Raw genomic sequence first — 18,433 nt, 5'->3', positions numbered from 1 at the left:
AACAAACCGGTAAACTCGCGGCGACTTCGGGGATTTCCGCGCAATAAGTCCCGAAATATGTTCCAGGTTCGTTCACGACACCTAATTTGCTTACACACCCTCATCGGAGCCGGCCCGGCTTCATGTCGCCAAACGGGATACGATGGATCATAAATCAAAAGAAGTCAGGATTGGGCATCGCCCGGTGCTTCCTTCCGCACACTCATCCGCCAGCCGCCTCAACGAGTCGCGGGCGCGCTGGAGCTCAAGGATCTTGGCATCCAGAGCTTCGATGCGCCCCTTGGCAAGTTCCCTTGCGCGGCTGCGGTCTTCGCTCGCATCCAGCGCCAGAAGCTCTCTGATCTCCGCTAGCGTGAAACCTGCTGTTTGTGCTTGCCTGATGAACCGGAGCCGGCGCACGTCCTCCCGGCCGTAGCGACGGACACCCTTTTCGCGCGTTGGTGTCTGAATCAGGCCATTGCGCTGGTAGAACCGGATCGTTTCGACGCCTACGCCTCCGGCAGCAGCAAGCCCGCCGATCGTGAGCGATTCAACCTCTTGACTCTGTACCATGGTACAGACCCTATATCACTGCCGACGAGATCACAACGACAAGATGGAGACGTGATAATGTCGGTTACGGCGAGTCACAAATCAGACGACAGGAAGGCGGTCCTCCACCGGATGGTGATGCCCGATCACACCTGCCCATACGGCCTTAAGGCCAAGGACCTCTTGCGGCGGTCCGGCTATGAGGTCGAGGACCACCACCTCACCACCCGCGAGGAGACGGACGCCTTCAAGGCGCAGCACGGCGTTGCGACCACGCCCCAAACCTTCATCGGCGGCGAGCGCGTTGGCGGCTACGACGACCTTCGCAGGTTCCTGGGCAAGCCCGTCGTGGACCCGAAGGCGACCAGCTATCGTCCGGTAGCCGTGCTGTTTGCGATGACCGCGCTGATGGCTCTGGCGGCGAGTTACTCCGTCACCGGTAGCGTGTTCACAATTCGCGCGGCGGAGTGGTTCATCGGCTTTTCGATGGTCGTACTGGCGCTGTTGAAGCTCCAGAACGTCGAGAGCTTCGCGACAATGTTCCTGAACTACGACCTGCTGGCGAAACGGTGGGTGCCTTACAGCTACGTCTACCCCTTTGCAGAGGGCTTCGCGGGCGTGCTGATGGTGGCCGGTGTGCTGACATGGCTGTCAGTCCCCGTAGCGCTGTTTATCGGCACGGTGGGTGCCGTGTCGGTCTTCAAGGCCGTCTACATCGACAAGCGCGAACTCAAGTGCGCCTGCGTCGGCGGATCGAGCAACGTGCCGCTCGGCTTCGTCTCCCTAACCGAGAACCTGATGATGATAGCCATGGCGGCCTGGATGGCGCTCGCGGCTTTCGGCCTTGCACCCAGCGCGGCTCACCCGATGTAGGCCGCACATTCCACGGAGTTCACATGCCCAATTGCTCACCAGCAGCGATGGGTCGGCCGGGGACATCCCCGGCCGACCGTGGCCTGGCCCTTTCCGTGCTCGTCGTCGCAGCGGGGCAGTTGAGGTTCATCCCGGACGACGCGATCGCAACCATTGCTCACCCGGTCATCCAGCGGTAGAACACAGCCTCCGCAGCGACCGGATCGCCAACGTCTACATTGTCGCCTTGGTGGACTGCTGCTGTTCGGCGGCTGCATCGGCGAACTGCTGATGACCGAGCTCGTGATTTGACTTAAGGACGGCCCTCCTCTTTGAGATCGGAGAGGGTGACATCGTGAAGCACGAGACAACCGGGGCTCCATGGCCAGATAGCGGCTAACACGACCTCGAAAACCGCCTCTCGGGCGCCACCCCTGCTTGAATGGAGATCCGACCGGGCCCCGCGAAACGCTCTGGCGCTCGACAATCAGCTGTTCAGCAACAAGAAAGCACTGTCTAGAGTTTAACAAGCTCTGGCGCCGGCTGCAGGACGGGTCATCAAAGGGATATGGTTTATGAAAGATCATGAAGATTCCATCATGCACAGGAATGCACTTGGTCATCACTATTGGATGTTCTTCCTCAACATGTTGCTCAGCCTCGTAGTCATGTATTTTGTCATGTTCTCAATGATCGATAGCTGGGTCGACTTTCGGAACAACCTGAACATGTTCTATATGGCCCTCACCATGGTGGCCCCCATGGGGATCATCATGCTCGCGACTATGAGCGGGATGTACAAGAACAAGGGCCTAAATCTAGCTCTTTGCCTAGGGCTCGCGGTGCTCTTCATTGCGGCTTTTGCTGGAACCCGTACGCAGGCACTAATCAACGATCGACGCTTCATCGAGTCCATGATTCCGCACCACTCCGGCGCAATTCTGATGTGTCGGGAAGCCACTCTCACAGATCGGGAGCTCATCGACCTCTGCCGAGATATTTCACATGGCCAACGAGGGGAGATTGATAAAATGGAGGCGATCCGGGCTCGGCTCGACTGAATCCCGAGGCATGGGCCGTAGAGCGCGGCCCTCGGATCTCTGCTCATTTCGTCGAAGTGATTGGCTTACCAAATAAGTTTGTGTATCCTCAGATTCATGATTTGTAACCTGCGGCGCGCGTTACTCACGATGCTGACTATGCTGTGCATGCTTTCGAGCGTGGCACTGCCGGCGTCCGCGCACGCGCCCGTCAATGGTGCAAGTCATCACGGCGCCGGTCATATCGTCAGTCACAACCGTGAAAGTTGCGGCCAGGTGGCAAGGGCTGGCCATGCGTGGTCTGAGGCTGAATTTTTCATGGATCCTGCCTCATGTGATGAAACTCATCACGACAATCATTTGACGCAAGACAGCTCCTGCTGCTCATTTACATGTCAAATGACGCTGGTCGCGGGCGCGCCTGCGGAATTGCAGCTGGGCATGGTGAGTATCCAGCGCCACATTCTCGATACCAGCAACTTTCTTCCCACCCAGTTTGGAAATCGCGTTGAGAGACCGCCTGAAAGCGGCAGGGTTAATCGGGCTGATTCCCGACGAGTGTAAGCGTTTCGCACACTCGGTCAGCCCGTAAGATTCGCATTGTCGCCCAGAATTTGCGCGGGTGATCGTTGCTGTCCACCCTTTCCCATAACGAGAGCCGGAAGGCTTCTCGAAGGCGATCGAGCTTGACCGATGAGAGTGTCGATTCTGGCGGTTATTGCCGCTTTACTATCCGCATGTGCCGAACCCCCAAGGATAATTCCGGGAGCAGACCCTAGCGATCCAGCCGTACCGGTCCCTCCAGTAACCGCGCCAGCAGTGTTTGCGGGGACAGAGGACTACAAGCCCGTCACGCCTCGGCCGTGGCAAGAACAGAATGAACAAGTGGCTCCGAGATCGGGAGCGAGCCAATGAACCTCCCCGGCTCAGGCAGATATCGCCACTATACATTCGCAACTTTCGTCGGCCCGGGCATCGCCCTTATGTTGACGGGTTGTGCTAGCTTTTCGCCGGATGCCGGCATGGGGCCGGTGGCCACTCGTATTTCCGCAACGATCGGTGGTGAGGCCAGAAAGATCAGCTCGGAACAGACAGCTCGATCCGCTCAGGCGCGCGTGGACCAGCTTCTCACGAGACCTCTTTCAGCAAGTTCCGCAGTGCAAATCGCGCTTCTGAACAACCGTGGTCTTCAGGCTGAATACAATGAGCTCGGCCTATCGGAAGTTGCCTATGTAGAAGCCAGCTTGCCTCCTAATCCTGTGTTCTCCTTAGAACGTATTGCTTCCGCCAACGCGCTCGATATAGAGCGACGGATCATCGGAAACCTGTTGGCGCTACTCACTTTGCCAAGCCGTAAGGAGATTGCGCGCAGGGAGTTCGAGGCGGCTAAGTATCGCGCGATCGGAGCGACCTTCCGGCTGGCAACCGAAACCCGTAAGGCATTCTATGAAGCTGTAGCGGCTCGCCAGCTCGTAAGCCTTTTAGAACGGGCGAGAACGTCGGCCGACGCGGCCGCCGAGCTCACCATCAAGCTGGGTGAAACGGGTGCGGCGACGACCCTTGCCCAGGCCCGGGCCAGCGCGTTTTACGCCGAGCTCTCGACCCAACTTGCCCAAGCCCGCCTGCAAGCCACTGTCAAGCGTGAAGAGCTCATCCGGCTTCTGGGTCTGTGGGGCGGCGATTCGAATTTTAAGCTGCCATCCAGTTTGCCGAAGCTCCCAGCTCGGCTGCGCACACCACTGCAAGTCGAAGCCGACGCCATACGGAACAGAGTGGATCTTGTAGAAGGGCGGATCAGGCTTGCCGCTCTCGCAAAGTCTCTTGGGCTGACCCAGGCAACTCGGTTCGTATCGATGGCCGAACTAGCGGGCATCTTTGCGCACGAGCACGAAACAACGGAAGAAGGCGACAAGGAGAAGGCGTCGCCTAAAGGTTTCGAACTGGCGCTGGAAATTCCAATCTTTGATCTCGGCGAAACAAAGACCCGGCGAGCGGCCGAGACTTACATGCAGGCCGTAAACAGACTGGCGGAAAGGGCCGTGAATGCCAGGTCCGAGGTCCGCTCCGCCTATGCCACCTACCGCGCCAGCTTCGAAATAGCCCGGCAGTATCGCAATAAGATCCTTCCATTGCGAAAGACAATAGATGACCAATCTATCCTTGAATACAACGGCATGTTGATAGACGTCATAGAACTTCTAACAACGCTGCGTGAAAGCATTGAAAGCAATGTGGCTGCTGTTGAAGCAGCGCGCGATTTCTTTGTCGCGCAAAGTCAATTCGAAGCCGTCTTGATTGGCGGCAGTGAGTCCGGCGGCGCCGAGGAGGCTCCCACGATCGCCGTTTCGGCCGAAAGCTCCGAATAGGGAAGAATATCCCCATGAACTTCTCACGACGAAACTTTCTGAGCGCTTCGGGCGCAGCAACCCTCATAGGCGCATCTGCTATCTCAACTCGCCTTCAGGCGGCAAGCATACCTGAGGCTCCGATCATGAGAGAGTCCGTTATGCAGCCACCTCTTCATCCAAAGACCGGCCCGGACTACCAGCCGGTGGTCACCCTCAACGGCTGGACGCTGCCCTGGCGTATGAACGGGGATTGGAAGGAGTTTCACCTGGTTGCAGAGCCAGTCGTCCGCGAGCTCGCGCCGGGCATGGTGGCACATTTGTGGGGCTACAACGGCCAATCTCCCGGCCCGACCATCGAAGCGGTCGAAGGAGATAAGGTACGCATCTTCGTCACTAACAAGCTCCCTGAACACACTACGATTCACTGGCATGGCCAGCTACTGCCAAGCGGGATGGACGGCGTGGGAGGTCTGACGCAACCACATATCAAGCCAGGCCAAACCTTCGTCTATGAGTTTGTGCTCCGCAAGAGTGGGACGTTTATGTACCACCCTCACGCTGACGAAATGGTGCAGATGGCAATGGGAATGATGGGCTTTTTTGTAGTCCACCCACGTGACCCGGCATTCAGGCGAGTTGACCGGGATTTCGTGTTTCTCATGGCCGCCTACGATATTGAACCAGGCTCTTACGTGCCGCGGGTCGCCGAAATGACCGACTTCAATCTTTGGACGTGGAACAGCCGAGTGTTTCCTGGGATCGATCACCTGGTCTGTGCACAAGGCGACAAGGTCAGAATCCGGTTTGGCAATCTTACGATGACGAACCACCCCATTCACATGCATGGCTACGACTTCAAGGTATCGTGCACCGACGGCGGCTGGGTTCCTGAGGGTGCGGCTTGGCCTGAGGTGACGATCGACTGCGCGGTTGGCCAGATGCGCGCCTTCGACTTCGTTGCAAGTGAGCCTGGCGATTGGGCGATCCATTGCCATAAGTCCCATCACACCATGAACGCAATGGGCCATGAGCTGAACACCTGGATCGGCGTGAACAAGAAGTCGGTTGCAAAAAAAATCAAGAGCATAACGCCGGAGTACATGCCTATGGGCACTGCGGGCATGGCCGATATGGGTGAAATGGAGATGCCGCTTCCGGATAACACGCTGCCCATGATGACTGGCTTTGGCCAGTTCGGCGCCATCGAAATGGGCGGTATGTTTTCTGTCGTGAAGGTGCGAAAGGGATTGGCGTCAAACGACTACAAGGATCCGGGCTGGTACGAACACCCGAAGGGAACTGTTGCTTTCGAATGGACCGGCCAACCGGAAACGGCTGCGTCGGCGCCGCAACAGCATGAGGCGGGTAAGCAGCCTGCGCAGTTTAGGGTCGTCAAGCCTAAGAACGATCATTCAAACCATTAAGATGGGAGCCTCAAGATGAGAACGAACACGGCATTCATCATCGGCGCGCTTATGTCGGGACTGGCCGTACCAGCACTGGCGGACGCCGGCCATAGTCATGAGGAGGCGCGGGTCTACGGTGAGCCCGGCGATCCGTCCAAGCCCGCCAAGACCCTAACGGTGCGGATGAAAGAGGCCGACGACGGTCGGATGACATTTGAGCCGAGCAAAATTTCGATCAAACGAGGCGAGCAAGTCAGGTTTGTTCTCAAAAACATCGGTGAGCTCGAGCACGAATTTGTGGTCGCCACCGTCGAGGACAACCTCAAGCACGCCATCGAAATGCAGAAGAACCCGGACATGGAACATGACGATCCAAACGCAAAGCGGCTGAAGCCGGGGGAAAACGGGGAGATCGTTTGGAAGTTCACCCAGGCAGGTACCTTCGACTTCTCCTGCCTGATTCCTGGTCACCGCGAGTCCGGCATGTACGGGACCATTGTAGTGAAATAGACCCATCGATAGGAGATCCAGATGAAGACAATCCTAAGCGCACTCATGCTAACCTTGATGTCCTCGATCGCACTTGCCCAGGGCGCTCAGGTGAATGGCGAGGTAAAGAAGATCGACACCAGTGCTGGAAAAATTACGTTGCGGCACGATCCCATCCCAAATCTTGAGATGGACTCGATGACAATGGTTTTTCGGGTCAAAGACCCGCAAATGCTGAAATCGGTGAAGGTCGGTCAGAAGGTGAAGTTTGAAGCAGCTCGCGTGAACGGCGCATTGACAGTCGTTTCCATCCAGGGTTCGAAATAGCAGACCTGTGAGATCAGTGCGGCTAATGCCGCCTGATCTCCTATCCGTGATGGCTCACAATCAGCACCAAAGCAGACCTTGACGCATTGAGGCTGAATGATCGGAGCATCCACTCTCGATTGGGAGGCAAATCATGAAGATGGTCGCAACGCTCGTGATGATGACAGCGGTACTTTCCTCAGCTCCGGCAGGGGCGCAGGAGAATGATACCGCCAAGGCAACCGCCGTGGAGCTTCCGGCGGCCTGCAAGTCCGCTAGTCGGGCGAGCAATCAACCTGACATGATGCAGAAGATGCAAGATATGCATACCCGCATGTCCCAAATAATGGAAAGCGATATGCACCAAGACATGATGAGCCAATTGAACGACACTCAGAAAGGTCTTCACGAAGCTATGATGCGAATGAACAAGCCGATGATGTCGGGCATGATGGCCAAAGATGCGGACGTGGCATGGATTTGCGCAATGATCCCTCACCACCAAGGGGCTATCGATATGGCACGCGCCGGCTTGCTCGGAGCCGATAACGAAGAATCCCGAAGGATGGCGGAAGAAACAATAGCCACTCAAGAGCGCGAAATCGCCAAGCTCGTTGCCTGGGTGGAACAGCACGGCGATCGCGAAATTCAAAATGAGAAACCCAACAAAACGCCGCAGTGACTGAGGAACCAAAAAGAAGCAGACGCCGCAGGAAGGCGATCCACGAGCTGCGGGCGAGCTAGAGCTATGCCGTGTCTGGGCTGCGGAGCACACTCAAAGGGAAGCGGATGAGACCAACTGGCAGAAGCGCGATAGCGGGAGCTGCCCTGCTTATGTCTTCAGGAATTGCCCTCGGGGGGCCAAGGGTGGAGATCCTATCGACCTCCGGATGTGGGTGCTGCCTTGGTTGGGCGCATCATCTCGAGGAGAACCAGTATGTGACCGATGTGAAGAATTTGGCATTCGGCGATCTCTGGGAGCGAAAGATGCGGCTCGGACTGCGAACCGGCTTAACTTCCTGCCATACCGGATTAGTAGAGGGTTATGTGATCGAAGGTCATGTCCCGGCACGCGAGGTATCGCGTTTGCTCGCCGAGCGCCCAGATGCGATCGGTCTTGTGGTTCCTGATATGCCTTTTGGTTCACCCGGAATGAGTGCTGCCGAGGGTGCCGAGGCCTATGACGTTCTACTTCTGCGGAAGGATGGCTCTACGGAGGTATTTGAAAGCTATCCATGAATGTAAATGGCGGACAGAGGCGTCCCCTCTCATCGCTTCAGCCTAGCAACGAGCTCACCCCCAATCTTCCCAATGAACAGCGAGGCCACTATCGCTCCCATCCATTCATCCAGGGGCGGCGGAAGCGCGGCGATAGACCAGCTCTGCGGATATATGCATCCTCGACACCAAAGGATCGAATAGACGCACACCGAGGCAAACCACAGGCCTGCCGGCACCAGGAACAGCAGAGGAAACCACCAGCCTCGGCCGGTACTGATGGCAGCCTGAGCCTTCAGATATTCCGCGACGACCTCCGTCTTTATCCTCTCGCGCTCGGTTTCATTGTCGACCTTGTGGTCAATCGAGCTGAGAATGCGGTCGAGCGGCCCACTGGCCAGCCAGCCAAAGAGCCAGGTGACAATCGCGAACATGGATCACCCTCCGAACTGCTCACGAATTTCCTTGCGGAAGTAGATGGCGAGGCCAACGGCCATGACCGCGCCGACCGCGAAGGCGCCAAAGGCATAGGGATTGTTGATCGCCCCGAAGATGCCGGCGCAGAACGAGGCCGCCGCACCACCGATCACGCTCCACACGGTCTTATCCTTCGCCAGTGGCGGACCATCAGCTTTAGCAGCTTGCGGGCTCACATCGGGCGGTGCCACGATGGCCTCTGCCGCCTTGATCGCATCAAGGAAGTTCCTGTGATAGCCGGCGATCAGCCTGGCTTTATCGGTGCCGTTCACAATCCGGCGGGCATTCACCGGATCATCGGCAGTCTCATTAAAATAGTCCGACAGCTTCTTGCCAGTGAACAGGCCCTGCGCCATGCCCTCGAACAGGATCTCGGTTGAGACATGCAGATCCAGGGCAAGGTCTGGATTGTCGGCAAGGTCGAGCCCGAGCAGATCGCCCATCTTCTTGTAGTTTTGGAACCAGGTGAGCTGCACGAAGCCGCGGCCGTAATAGACATGGCCATTGGCCTGCGGCTTGCCATAGGCCCGTTTGGCAACCACCTTGCGGGCTCCCGCATCGGTCGTGGCAAAGCCCTCGCGCACGGGCGCAAATCGGCCGCCGGTCTCGTGATGCACGGTTGCAAGGATATAGGCGAGGTGCCGGCGATCGACAGCCTTGGGCCAGGCTTCCCAGAACGCCAGCATGGCATTGAGGCCATCGACCTGCTGCTGTGTCAGCCTGCCGCCGAATGGCGCTCGGCGCACATAGGTGAAGAAGGTTTCGCGATTGATCATCATTGACCCCTCATGCATTGGTGCAGGCCGCGAACACCATCACAGGGCGCGGCTGAATCCACTCCGGCGGAAGTGGATAAGGCGGGCTTGCAAAAGGCCCGGTCTGAGCAGCCGGTGCTGTGGCCACCAGCAGAGGCAGGCAAAGAAGGGCGATCGCCGCCGCGAGTGCCACGGCAGCGCAGATGCGCATGTTCATGTGGGTTGCTCCAAAATGAAATGGGCCGCTCGCGGCGGCCCGAACCTACTTGCTTGATCAGGCCGGCTAGGCCCCCAGCTGTTTCACAGGCCCGCGGGAGTGCATTACGTTGTCGACCCGGGCACTAAGCCGGTCGAGGGAATCGCGCATCCGCTCGAGCTCCGAGACGATGCGCTCCTCGGTCTCCTTGACCACATCACGTGAGGCGTACTTTTCCGCCGACATCAGCTGAACGGCTGAGATGGTGGAATTGAGCAGCGCTAGGCGTTGCTCGAGATCTTTGCGGATTTCTTGGGCCGCGAGCTCGGCCCGAATGATGCGAGCTTCCAAATAGCGCCAAAGCCCCAGCAGCACCCCGAGAACGCCACCGATTGCCGTGACAAACTCCCATGTGATTGCCCCCGTCACGTCAGTTCCTTCCTATATTGAGGCCGCTAATCCAGCGTTGCCGCCAGACGGAACAAGTCATCGATCTCCGCTTCAGTCAGACCCAGAGCAGGCGCGAGCTGCAGGATGAGGGGATGGTCGCGCCGAACCGTGGATGTGTATTCCCATTCGATGCGCTCGGCCGCCGGCCGGTTTTCCATCAGCTGGTTGACCTGATCGAGCAGACCGGCATGGACGAGCGCAAGCTTTGCCTGCCGATTGGTGATGATGGTTGTGGGCAACGGCACATCGACCACTGGCTCGATCTGGGCAGCCCGATCGGCAATGCCGGCCCCGACCGCTCCGGCCGCTGCCCGCCATGCTTGCCACTGCTCGGTGACGTCGCCCGTCTCAGGGTCGATCTTCACAGGCTCGCCTGCGCGGATCAGCGCCAGGGCGACGGTGAGGTCATCCGCCGCCCCTAAAATGCTTTGGGCGGCTTCATAGGCCGCCCAAGCTGGATGAGGTTCTTGTCCGACCGGCTCCCCGGTGTCGGGGTCATAGACCGGGACCGTCTTGGGGATCTCCTGCCAGTCAGGGTTGGGGACCATCTCCCCGGTGGGCTCGCCGGTTTCCGGGTCGAGTTCGGGGATCTCTTGCGGGATCTCCGAGCCTGGCTCACGGACGCGCTGGGCGGCCTCGTATGCCTCGACTACCTCGACCGCCTCGGAGATGGCCGCGCTCTTGGCCACCACATGGCGGACTGTCGGGTCTGAACAGGGGATCGCATCCACCTCGCAAACCGGAAAGCCGTCACGAAGCGACCAGACCCGCGCGAGGCACGGATCGCCATAGGTCAGTTCAAGTCGCATCAGGCAACCTCCGCCATGTCTTGGATAACCAACCGCACATCCCAGACGAGGCGCTTGCCCGCAACGCCGGTCGCAGTGATATCGAGCGCTTGCGCTGCCGTATCAGCAGCCGCGATGCAATCCATCGTCGCTGTGGTCTCGTAAATCGTTGTGGTCGTAGCGTTAACCGCAATACTGGCGGGCGCGGCAGTCGACAGACCAATTCCGCGACGTGCAACGCCCTGGATCACATATCGAGCCGCCTCACCCGCAGTGTTGCCGAATTCTCGCGCGCTCACATCCGCTGTGAAGCCGATCGATTGCCCTTCGAGAATTGGCAGCTTGAATATGTCGGTTGCAGCAGCATCAAACGTTACAGTCTGCCCATTCGGCCGGCTCGCATCGTAAACCGGGCTCGGAACATCTTTTCTGAGATTTTCCCGCATTGCGACAGCCGGCTGCCAAGCATCCACGCCATTGTTGCTTGCTGCGACGCGAATGCCAGCCGCGATCGCGACAGCCTTATGGTTATCGTTAGAGGAGAGAGACGGCTCATATGCGCTCGGCGTGGCGGCGATCTCAAGTTGCGGCGCATATATACGCAAAGTCACGTCCACGTTGACGGCGTTGGCCACGTTCCATTGGAGCAGATGGCGCACCGATGCAACATTGGCTTGCGATAGCGTGCGAGTAAGTGTGGTGCGCGCACTCTCGGTTAGCAGCGTTGTGGAACTAAACGTCAACTGCGAGCCACCGCCGCTTTGCTCCGCGAGGATATAAACCGGCGTTGTAAGCGGCGTGAGATCACCAGCGATTCGTTTGACCGTGACGCCTCCGGTCCACGTCTGCCCTTGCACCGCTGCGGCAGCTGATGACGTGGCGGTGTTAAGGGCAAGTTGAATCCCGCCCGCCGATGTCGTGGTTCCGAACCAACGGAAATCGATGTAAGGCAAGCCGTTTTCATAACCCCGTCCAACGACCTGGTATGACAAACCGCGCGCACTGAGACTGACGCCGAACGGCAAGGAACCAGGATTGCCGGGCGTCGCGTCGGAAAATTCGCTGTTAAACGACTTATTCTTACCGAAGGTCGATTGCACGAGCGCAATGCGTTGCAGATCCTTGTAAACCGCAGTGCCCAGCGGCGTTCCCGTCCCCAACTCGTTTGTGTCAGGATCATATGAAAGGCTAAGCACCCCGCCGGCCGGCAAAAGCGTCTTGGCATTCGGTTCAAACAACCGCTTCTCAGCCTCATACATCTGTCGAATTTGCGTCGGGCTCGGGCAATAAGCGCCCATCCGCCACAATGCGAGCTTGCCGTTTGTGAGCGGCAGGCTCTCGTCAGTGAGTACGCCAAGCCGAACCGCGGCCGTGCCGAATGGGTCGCTGAAATCATAGGTGTTGGCAACACCACCGATCCAAACTTCTCCGTCACAATAAAGTTCAATTCGACCGTTCGCGCGCCGGCAAGCCGCAACAAAATGCCAGCGATTATCATCGATGGGGAAAGGTGATGACTGAATGGTCTGGTTGCCTGCGGGATTGCGCAACTGTAATGCGAGCGTGTTGGAAGCCCCGGACCGATACAGCAAGATGCGTGGGTATAAGTTGCCACCCGCATTTGCTGACCTGTCAAGGAGCACCTTTGATACGCCAGACGATGGGATCAAGTTGGCCCAGCCGGCCATGAACACGTCGCCCGTACCAAAGTCGAGGGCCGGATTGTAATCGGCCATTAGATAATTGGTGGGACCGAAACCGGAATACGCTGCCACGTCCGCACCTTCTGCGACAACCTCACGGTTGATCGTGCCAACCGCCCGAAAATTGTAGCCGGCAACAGTTCGATCTTGAGTAACCCGACGCAACTGGATCTTATCGAGGAACTGGCTTCCGGTGGCGGTCGTGTTGGTGTTGCCGAGCCCGATATAGAAGGAGGCTGCCGGAGCGATAAACGAGAGCGTTATCGTTCCGACTGTTGCAGGAGACTGCGTCGAAGAGGACGCCGCAAAGGCTCCGCCAAGATTGGCATTGATAGACGCGAATAATAGCAGGCCACCGCTCGTCACCGTGCCCTTATCGACAAGCGCGGCCAGCTCATACGCTTGCCCTGGAATCAGTCCGCTCACCTGACGGGAGACGCGCGCGATGTTTGTGCCGCCAGAAATTAACTCAAGCCGTTGTGCATTCAGTGCAATCACGGCGCTGAATTGACCTGCCCAGCCCGCCGCTTCCATTGCTGCGGTATCCGTGTAGGCCGAAAAGTCGTCGTTCAAAATATTGGCCTCGACCAGCGATGTTAGGTCGGCCGAACTTTCCGCAAGCGCAAACCGCAACGCATCAGGCATATAGCCGGTGTTGTATTTGTCTGTGATATTGGCCGCGAGCCCTTTGTCATAATTGCGCGGGTTATCCTCCGCACGCATAACGCTGAGCCCGACCGCCGCGCCATAAAAGAAGCGACGGCCCTCCGCCTTCATATCGGTTTTGGTGATCCCGAGATAATGCGGACCGGCATTAATCGTTGAGTGCAATCCAGTGTTCCAAAACCGCTCCGGCACGAACGGGTTAACCTGGAGTCCGGCGATTGGAACCTGATAGGTGAATTGTTCACCCGTCCGATCCAACCAAAGCGCATTATCGGCCCATGCTACAAAAGTTGCTTGCACCGCGACGTTGGACACACAAACTCGGCCATCCCAATGTATCACCGTCCCGCCGGCATTTGTAGCAACCGCAACAGTCGGATCCGGCAGGCCGAAGCGACGAGAGTTTCGGGGCGTTCCGGGCAGCACAGTTGCCGCAACACACCAAACTTGCGCGGACGGAAGAACAGAGGGATTGGTTCCGGGTATGCCGGTGCTTGAACTATTACCAATGAACCCGCGACCATCATTGCGATGAGTAATCTTTCCTCGATAGAGCCCACCAAAATAGGGCGAGTTAGAAATTCCGCGGCATTGATCGAGGATAAAGTCAATCGCGGTCACCCCTACGGCCGTGGTTGTCGATGCGCCGAGATAGACAACCCCGTTCATAGCCGAGAGAGATTTTAAGCTACCGCTTCCGACAAATGTCATGTTTGCGCCGGTCCATGCGGATGGGGTGTAATCGAACCGCATCCACATTGGGCAAGCCGGGTCATCTAGATCATAAATGGTCAATACTTCGCCAGTTGACGCACTGGTTGCAACCAGCAGTGCCTTTTGTGGAAAGTCCGCTCGCGGACCGCGTGTCGCCGTATTCAGCGGCTCGTTGCGCCAACTACGGTTTTTGCACTTTCTACGCCATTCGCCGCCGTCGCTATCTTTGGTCGTGTCATAGATGTAGACCGCGCTGACATTGCTTGCCGTCGAGATTTGCGAGACGCGCTCGCCGAGCTGCGATAGACCAGTGACCGCAACGGCGGATTGTGATGCACTTTGAGCGATTGAGGCATAGCCGGCCGCGTTGCTGGCTGCGGTCTGAGCACTGGCATTCGCGGCCTGCGAGTTGCCGACAGCCGTGTCAATCGCATCCATGCTGCCATAGATGGTGAGCGCGTCGTTCACCGCGTCTTGTGCGGCGGCCATATCTGCGGCCGCATGTCCCGCGCTCACCTGGGCGTTGTCGGCAAAGCCTTCGGCCTTCTTCGCCCAATGGAACGCCGAGAATTCCTCATCACTGTCGGGCAGCTCTTGGAAAATAGCGCCGCCGACCGTATCGACTAGCACCGCACCGTCATAGGTCAGATCTTTGTAATGGAGCTGCGCCGACTGAGCGACGCCGATCGATCCAATGGCCTGTGCACCTTCGGTCAGGTTGCAATCCACGGCGTAACCGCGCGCCGTGTTGCTGATCATGAGATTGACGCATTGGTTCACGCCATCCGGGGTCGGATCGGCCGCTGATACGCCAAACAGTGCGACGCGTGATTCATGGGTGTAATGAATGTTCTGACCGCGATCGCCGCCCGGATAATTGCCGTTCAGATCGACCGCAACCGATAGATCGTGACCGGTGTGAGATTGGTTGGAGTTGGTTAGCGTCCCGGTGACTTTGGGATTGCCGTTGTCCCACCCTTCGCAATCCTCGTACAGAATGAACTGCTCGCGCTCGTCGGTCTTATACCAATCGCTGCTGAAACCATCAGCAAACGCCTTGGCTGCAACGCAACGGCGGAACACCGTCAATCCAGGCGTCAATATGCGAACGTTGCGCGCCACGGTTGAATATTTGAAAGTGCAGTCGTCCGCCATAATTACCCGCGCGGGGAAATTATCAGTCGCGGTTTCCATGCAGACGCCACCGCCCTCGATATCAATGCCGCGCATATAGACATGGCCGGTGTTCGGCCCGATCGCGAAGTTGCGCGGCACCGTCAGCATTGCGCGGGTATTTTCGTTCGTGACGGCGGCACCATCTGCCCGGCGAACATAGAGCTGGTCGGTGTTGACGAGGCACCATCCCGAGACGCCGCCGGCCGCATTGAGCGTTGCCGCGTCGGCATACTGCTGCAGCTCGATATAATCGCCACGTGCGTCGGTCTGAGTGAGATCGAATACACGGCCGACATTGCTTCGAGTTGCCCGGTAAAGGTTCGCATGCGTCGCATCCTGCACATACGTCAGGATATCGGACATATGAACGACAACCTTGCCGTAGCCATAGATGCCGATGGCTTGCGTCGGAAGTGTATTACTGAAACCCCTCTGGCGGAAATACGAACCTTCCAAGACATTGATGCGATACGGCGCACCGGTCGCATTGCCTGCCAGGATCGCCCCGACAATCGAGCGCTTTGCAGTGGCCGGCGTTAGGCCGTCCCCATTGTCATCGGGCCGATTGATGTCGACCCAGAATGTGGTCTGGAACATCGAATCGGGGATGTAGCGGTGCCGGCTGAAATCGGAATGCCAGCGGCCATTCCGTTTGAAAATCTGAAGCGGGTAGCGCTCCTGATCCCAACCAATCGCCGTCAGAATGCTTGACACATTCACCGGCTGGACAGGCACGTCTTCCGGGCTCTCTGCCCAAGCCCCGGCAATAGCAGCCAGGTCGCTCATCTCGTCGATGGCAATATCGCGTGTTGTGTCGACCGCGATAACCGCGCCGCTTTCTGCCGTCTCGATCACGCCGAGCGTGGCGGCTTCCGCACTGTCGATCGCCTCAAGCGCTTCCGCGCGGTCTCCCGCAATGGCCTGCTGTGCTGCCGCCTGGTCAGTGCCGATCGCATCGAGCGCGCTCATGCGCGCCGTCGAGATCTGGCTCAGGCCATCGTCGCGCGCATCATTGACCGCATCAACCGCGGCGCTGGCCGTGCCAACGAACTCCGCCGCGATCTGGGCTGTTGCCGCGCGCGCTTCCTCGGCCTTGGCTGCGCCATGCTTGGCCGAGTACTGGCCGGGCTCGACCTCGACATCCTCATCGGCATCGGCCCAAGCCTCAGCCTTGTCGCGAGCCGCTTCTGACGCCTCTACAGCGGCCGAGAGCTCGGCGGCCGAGGCGCCGTCGAGGAACAGGAACCAAACCTCATCATCGGTGCCGGGCTCGACGCCGGTCGTGCGCTGCAGCGAATACCAATACTTGAAGTCGTGACGAATGAGCGTCTTCGCGCGGTATTCGACATCGGGCTGCCAGTCGACATTCTCTGGGTCGAACTGGAAGGGCATCGGTCCGGGCGGGCCCGGGATCAAGCGCTCGATGATCTCGACCAGCGTGGTTGTGGTGTTCGTCTGCATGTCAGCCCTCAAAACAGCGTGTCGGTGACGACCATGAAGCCCTTGAGTTTGGTGAAGGTCCCGCCGACCGGGCCGGTCAGGCGGAGCTCGTATTGAGCGACCTTGCCGGGCGGCAGGCTTTCCGCCTGCGCTTCGGTGAGCTGAACCGTGATGCGGCCCTCGAGGCGGACCACATCCATCCCATGCCCTGGCGTGAACAGAAGCTCGCCACCCTCCCAGCTGATGATGAGCTCCACGCCATAGCCGGTCAGGTCCATCGGGCTTTCGCCGTCCGGCTTCCAGATGATGTCCAGTGGCGGAATGGTATTGCCGCGCACCAGGTGCCAGTCGAGCCGGCCCCAGCCCCCGTTATCCATGTCGAACCTCTTAGCTTTCGAGCAGCTTGACCCAGGATCCGGCCTGGCGAACCCAGACGCCATTGACCGGCTTCCAGACGCCGGCATGGCGAGCGAAGGGCTGCGGCGTGTTCCATGTCCCCGCATGTCGGGTGCTCAGCCGATTGAAGCCGGCAGTTGCGTAATGCACCCTCATCCAGACGGTGGTGACGCGGGCGGCCGGTGATCCGCTGTCCCGCGAGGCAACAATGGCGATGCCGAAATTCGCCGCCTTAACCTGCGCCACGGTCGGGGTCAGCGTCCAGAGATCCGCAGCCCCGCCATAGGTGGCGTCGGCAGCCGAAGCCGGCCAGCCGCCAGCTGCCGCCTTGTTCTGTCCGGTTGCGGTGCCACCGACCACAAGTCGGATATTGCCGTCTGCAACCGCCCCCGAGGAACCGAGATACCGGCGGATGCGCGCCTCAATACCGGTGATCTCCACACCATCGGGGATCGCCGAGAAGTCAAAGCCGGTGACCTGCAGGGCAGCCGAGGTCTGGCTGAAGAGGCTGAGCGAAGCCTGCGCATAGCTGGCGTCATTGGCGACGAGCACCGCCTCTGGCGTGGACCAAGCCACGCCGCTGCCGCTGCTTGCCGCAGCGCCACCCAGCAGCCATCCTGTATCGGGCATCAGGTCACCTTGAACCAGAGATCGCCATCAGCCCCGCCACTTGGATCGGACGTGCTGATGGTGAGGTTGCGGCCGACAATGGTGCCGAGCGCCTGCTGCAGGGCCGCCAGGTCCAGCTCGCGCATTGCTTTGGTGCCATCAGCCGCGAGCTTGCCGAGGATGCTGGTGGTGTTGGTGGCCGCACCCTCGATGTCACCGGGCGCGATCGGCTGATCGCCTCCGCCGCCGATCGGGTTGCCGAGCTCATCCTCGATACCCTGGTGCACCACGATAACCCCGTCCGCATTGCGCAGGCTCAGAGCGGGGGTCCAGGTTGAGCCATCGGTCGAGACCTCGATATGGAGGTTGTCGGTATCGTCATTGACGAGCCCGACCCGGGCGCGCGGCGCCATTGCCGTTGCCAGCATCAGCAGGGCGGCACGCGAGACCGAGTTGCGTGAGAGGGTGGTGATCTGATTGCCGCTGTCGTCTGCCTCGAGCGAGACATCACCGAGCACCGCGAGGGCGACTTCCGTGGCGGCGCCGCCGATCTTGACCGAGCCGACATTGAGTTCGCCGGCCAGCTGGTTCAAAAGCTCGACAAGCTTCGAATAGACCGCCTGCGTCATCGGCGCGAACGGCGCCATGGCGTATTGCTGGCCGCTAGCGGTGGTGCCCTGATAATCCGTCCGCAGCTTAATTGACGTGTCGCTCGCGACCGCCTCGATCTCATAGATCTTGCCGTCCGGTCCGATGAAGGCATCGCCCGCCTTCACATTGCCGGCCGCCCATTGCGTGCCCCCGGCGCCGGTCACAGCGTCGCTATTGGCGGTGACCGATACGGTCCCGGCCCGATACCAAGCCCAAGCCATT

The 18,433-nt window shown here is 59.0% G+C and carries 18 protein-coding genes; 8 read left to right on the top strand and 10 right to left on the bottom strand.

Annotated features, from left to right (window positions below; translation table 11 throughout):
• Positions 1 to 147 precede the first annotated feature (147 nt).
• On the bottom strand, positions 148 to 552 hold the full coding sequence (locus RCF49_RS16925; protein WP_342640965.1) for a MerR family transcriptional regulator: 405 nt from the start codon (positions 550 to 552) through the stop codon (positions 148 to 150).
• A 57-nt stretch (positions 553 to 609) separates the two neighbouring features.
• Between RCF49_RS16925 and RCF49_RS16920 the strand changes: the two genes are divergently transcribed.
• The 8 genes from RCF49_RS16920 (at position 610) to RCF49_RS16885 (ending at position 8,211) form a co-directional block, all read left to right on the top strand.
• Positions 610 to 1,404: a glutaredoxin gene (locus RCF49_RS16920; protein ID WP_342640964.1), complete on the top strand. Its 795-nt coding sequence runs from the start codon at positions 610 to 612 to the stop codon at positions 1,402 to 1,404.
• Between the two features lie 554 nt (positions 1,405 to 1,958).
• Positions 1,959 to 2,444, top strand: coding sequence for a DUF305 domain-containing protein (locus RCF49_RS16915; protein ID WP_342640963.1), 486 nt, complete (start codon positions 1,959 to 1,961; stop codon positions 2,442 to 2,444).
• 890 nt (positions 2,445 to 3,334) lie between these two features.
• Positions 3,335 to 4,789 (top strand): TolC family protein, encoded by a 1,455-nt coding sequence (locus RCF49_RS16910; RefSeq protein ID WP_342640962.1) that lies wholly within the window; start codon positions 3,335 to 3,337, stop codon positions 4,787 to 4,789.
• 14 nt (positions 4,790 to 4,803) lie between these two features.
• Positions 4,804 to 6,195 carry a multicopper oxidase family protein gene (locus RCF49_RS16905; protein ID WP_342640961.1) on the top strand — a complete coding sequence of 464 codons (1,392 nt, stop codon included), beginning with the start codon at positions 4,804 to 4,806 and terminating at the stop codon, positions 6,193 to 6,195.
• 15 nt (positions 6,196 to 6,210) lie between these two features.
• Positions 6,211 to 6,687, top strand: a complete 477-nt coding sequence (locus RCF49_RS16900; RefSeq protein WP_432807313.1) for a cupredoxin domain-containing protein — start codon at positions 6,211 to 6,213, stop codon at positions 6,685 to 6,687.
• 21 nt (positions 6,688 to 6,708) lie between these two features.
• Positions 6,709 to 6,993, top strand: coding sequence for a copper-binding protein (locus tag RCF49_RS16895; RefSeq protein WP_342640960.1), 285 nt, complete (start codon positions 6,709 to 6,711; stop codon positions 6,991 to 6,993).
• Positions 6,994 to 7,126: 133 nt separating this feature from the next.
• The gene (locus RCF49_RS16890; protein WP_342640959.1) at positions 7,127 to 7,654 is read left to right on the top strand and encodes a DUF305 domain-containing protein; all 528 of its coding nucleotides are present in this window, start codon (positions 7,127 to 7,129) and stop codon (positions 7,652 to 7,654) included.
• A gap of 257 nt (positions 7,655 to 7,911) precedes the next feature.
• The gene (locus RCF49_RS16885; protein ID WP_342640958.1) at positions 7,912 to 8,211 is read left to right on the top strand and encodes a DUF411 domain-containing protein; all 300 of its coding nucleotides are present in this window, start codon (positions 7,912 to 7,914) and stop codon (positions 8,209 to 8,211) included.
• A 29-nt stretch (positions 8,212 to 8,240) separates the two neighbouring features.
• Here RCF49_RS16885 and RCF49_RS16880 read toward each other — a convergent pair whose 3' ends face one another.
• The 9 genes from RCF49_RS16880 to RCF49_RS16840 all read right to left on the bottom strand — a co-directional run bounded on the left by RCF49_RS16880 (position 8,241) and on the right by RCF49_RS16840 (position 18,432).
• Positions 8,241 to 8,624, bottom strand: coding sequence for a hypothetical protein (locus RCF49_RS16880; RefSeq protein ID WP_342640957.1), 384 nt, complete (start codon positions 8,622 to 8,624; stop codon positions 8,241 to 8,243).
• Positions 8,625 to 8,627: 3 nt separating this feature from the next.
• On the bottom strand, positions 8,628 to 9,446 hold the full coding sequence (locus tag RCF49_RS16875; RefSeq protein WP_342640956.1) for a glycoside hydrolase family 19 protein: 819 nt from the start codon (positions 9,444 to 9,446) through the stop codon (positions 8,628 to 8,630).
• A 7-nt stretch (positions 9,447 to 9,453) separates the two neighbouring features.
• Positions 9,454 to 9,639 (bottom strand): hypothetical protein, encoded by a 186-nt coding sequence (locus tag RCF49_RS16870; RefSeq protein ID WP_342640955.1) that lies wholly within the window; start codon positions 9,637 to 9,639, stop codon positions 9,454 to 9,456.
• Positions 9,640 to 9,705: 66 nt separating this feature from the next.
• Positions 9,706 to 10,047 (bottom strand): hypothetical protein, encoded by a 342-nt coding sequence (locus RCF49_RS16865; RefSeq protein WP_342640954.1) that lies wholly within the window; start codon positions 10,045 to 10,047, stop codon positions 9,706 to 9,708.
• Between the two features lie 26 nt (positions 10,048 to 10,073).
• Entirely contained in the window at positions 10,074 to 10,877 is an 804-nt protein-coding gene (locus RCF49_RS16860; RefSeq protein ID WP_342640953.1) for a hypothetical protein, read from the bottom strand.
• Positions 10,877 to 16,576 (bottom strand): hypothetical protein, encoded by a 5,700-nt coding sequence (locus RCF49_RS16855; protein ID WP_342640952.1) that lies wholly within the window; start codon positions 16,574 to 16,576, stop codon positions 10,877 to 10,879. Before RCF49_RS16855 ends, RCF49_RS16860 begins: the two co-directional genes overlap by 1 nt.
• Before the next feature lie 8 nt (positions 16,577 to 16,584).
• Positions 16,585 to 16,932, bottom strand: a complete 348-nt coding sequence (locus RCF49_RS16850) for a hypothetical protein (protein WP_342640951.1) — start codon at positions 16,930 to 16,932, stop codon at positions 16,585 to 16,587.
• A 10-nt stretch (positions 16,933 to 16,942) separates the two neighbouring features.
• Positions 16,943 to 17,581, bottom strand: coding sequence for a hypothetical protein (locus RCF49_RS16845; protein WP_342640950.1), 639 nt, complete (start codon positions 17,579 to 17,581; stop codon positions 16,943 to 16,945).
• Positions 17,581 to 18,432 carry a hypothetical protein gene (locus RCF49_RS16840; RefSeq protein ID WP_342640949.1) on the bottom strand — a complete coding sequence of 284 codons (852 nt, stop codon included), beginning with the start codon at positions 18,430 to 18,432 and terminating at the stop codon, positions 17,581 to 17,583. The genes RCF49_RS16845 and RCF49_RS16840 overlap by 1 nt, the downstream gene beginning before the upstream one ends.
• Position 18,433: the final 1 nt, after the last annotated feature.

Source organism: Rhodoligotrophos sp. CJ14 (genome assembly GCF_038811545.1).
Classification (GTDB): Bacteria; Pseudomonadota; Alphaproteobacteria; order Rhizobiales; family Im1; genus Rhodoligotrophos; species Rhodoligotrophos ferricapiens.
The sequence above is the reverse complement of the archived record's forward strand: the minus strand, read 5'-3'. Positions and strand labels throughout refer to the sequence as shown.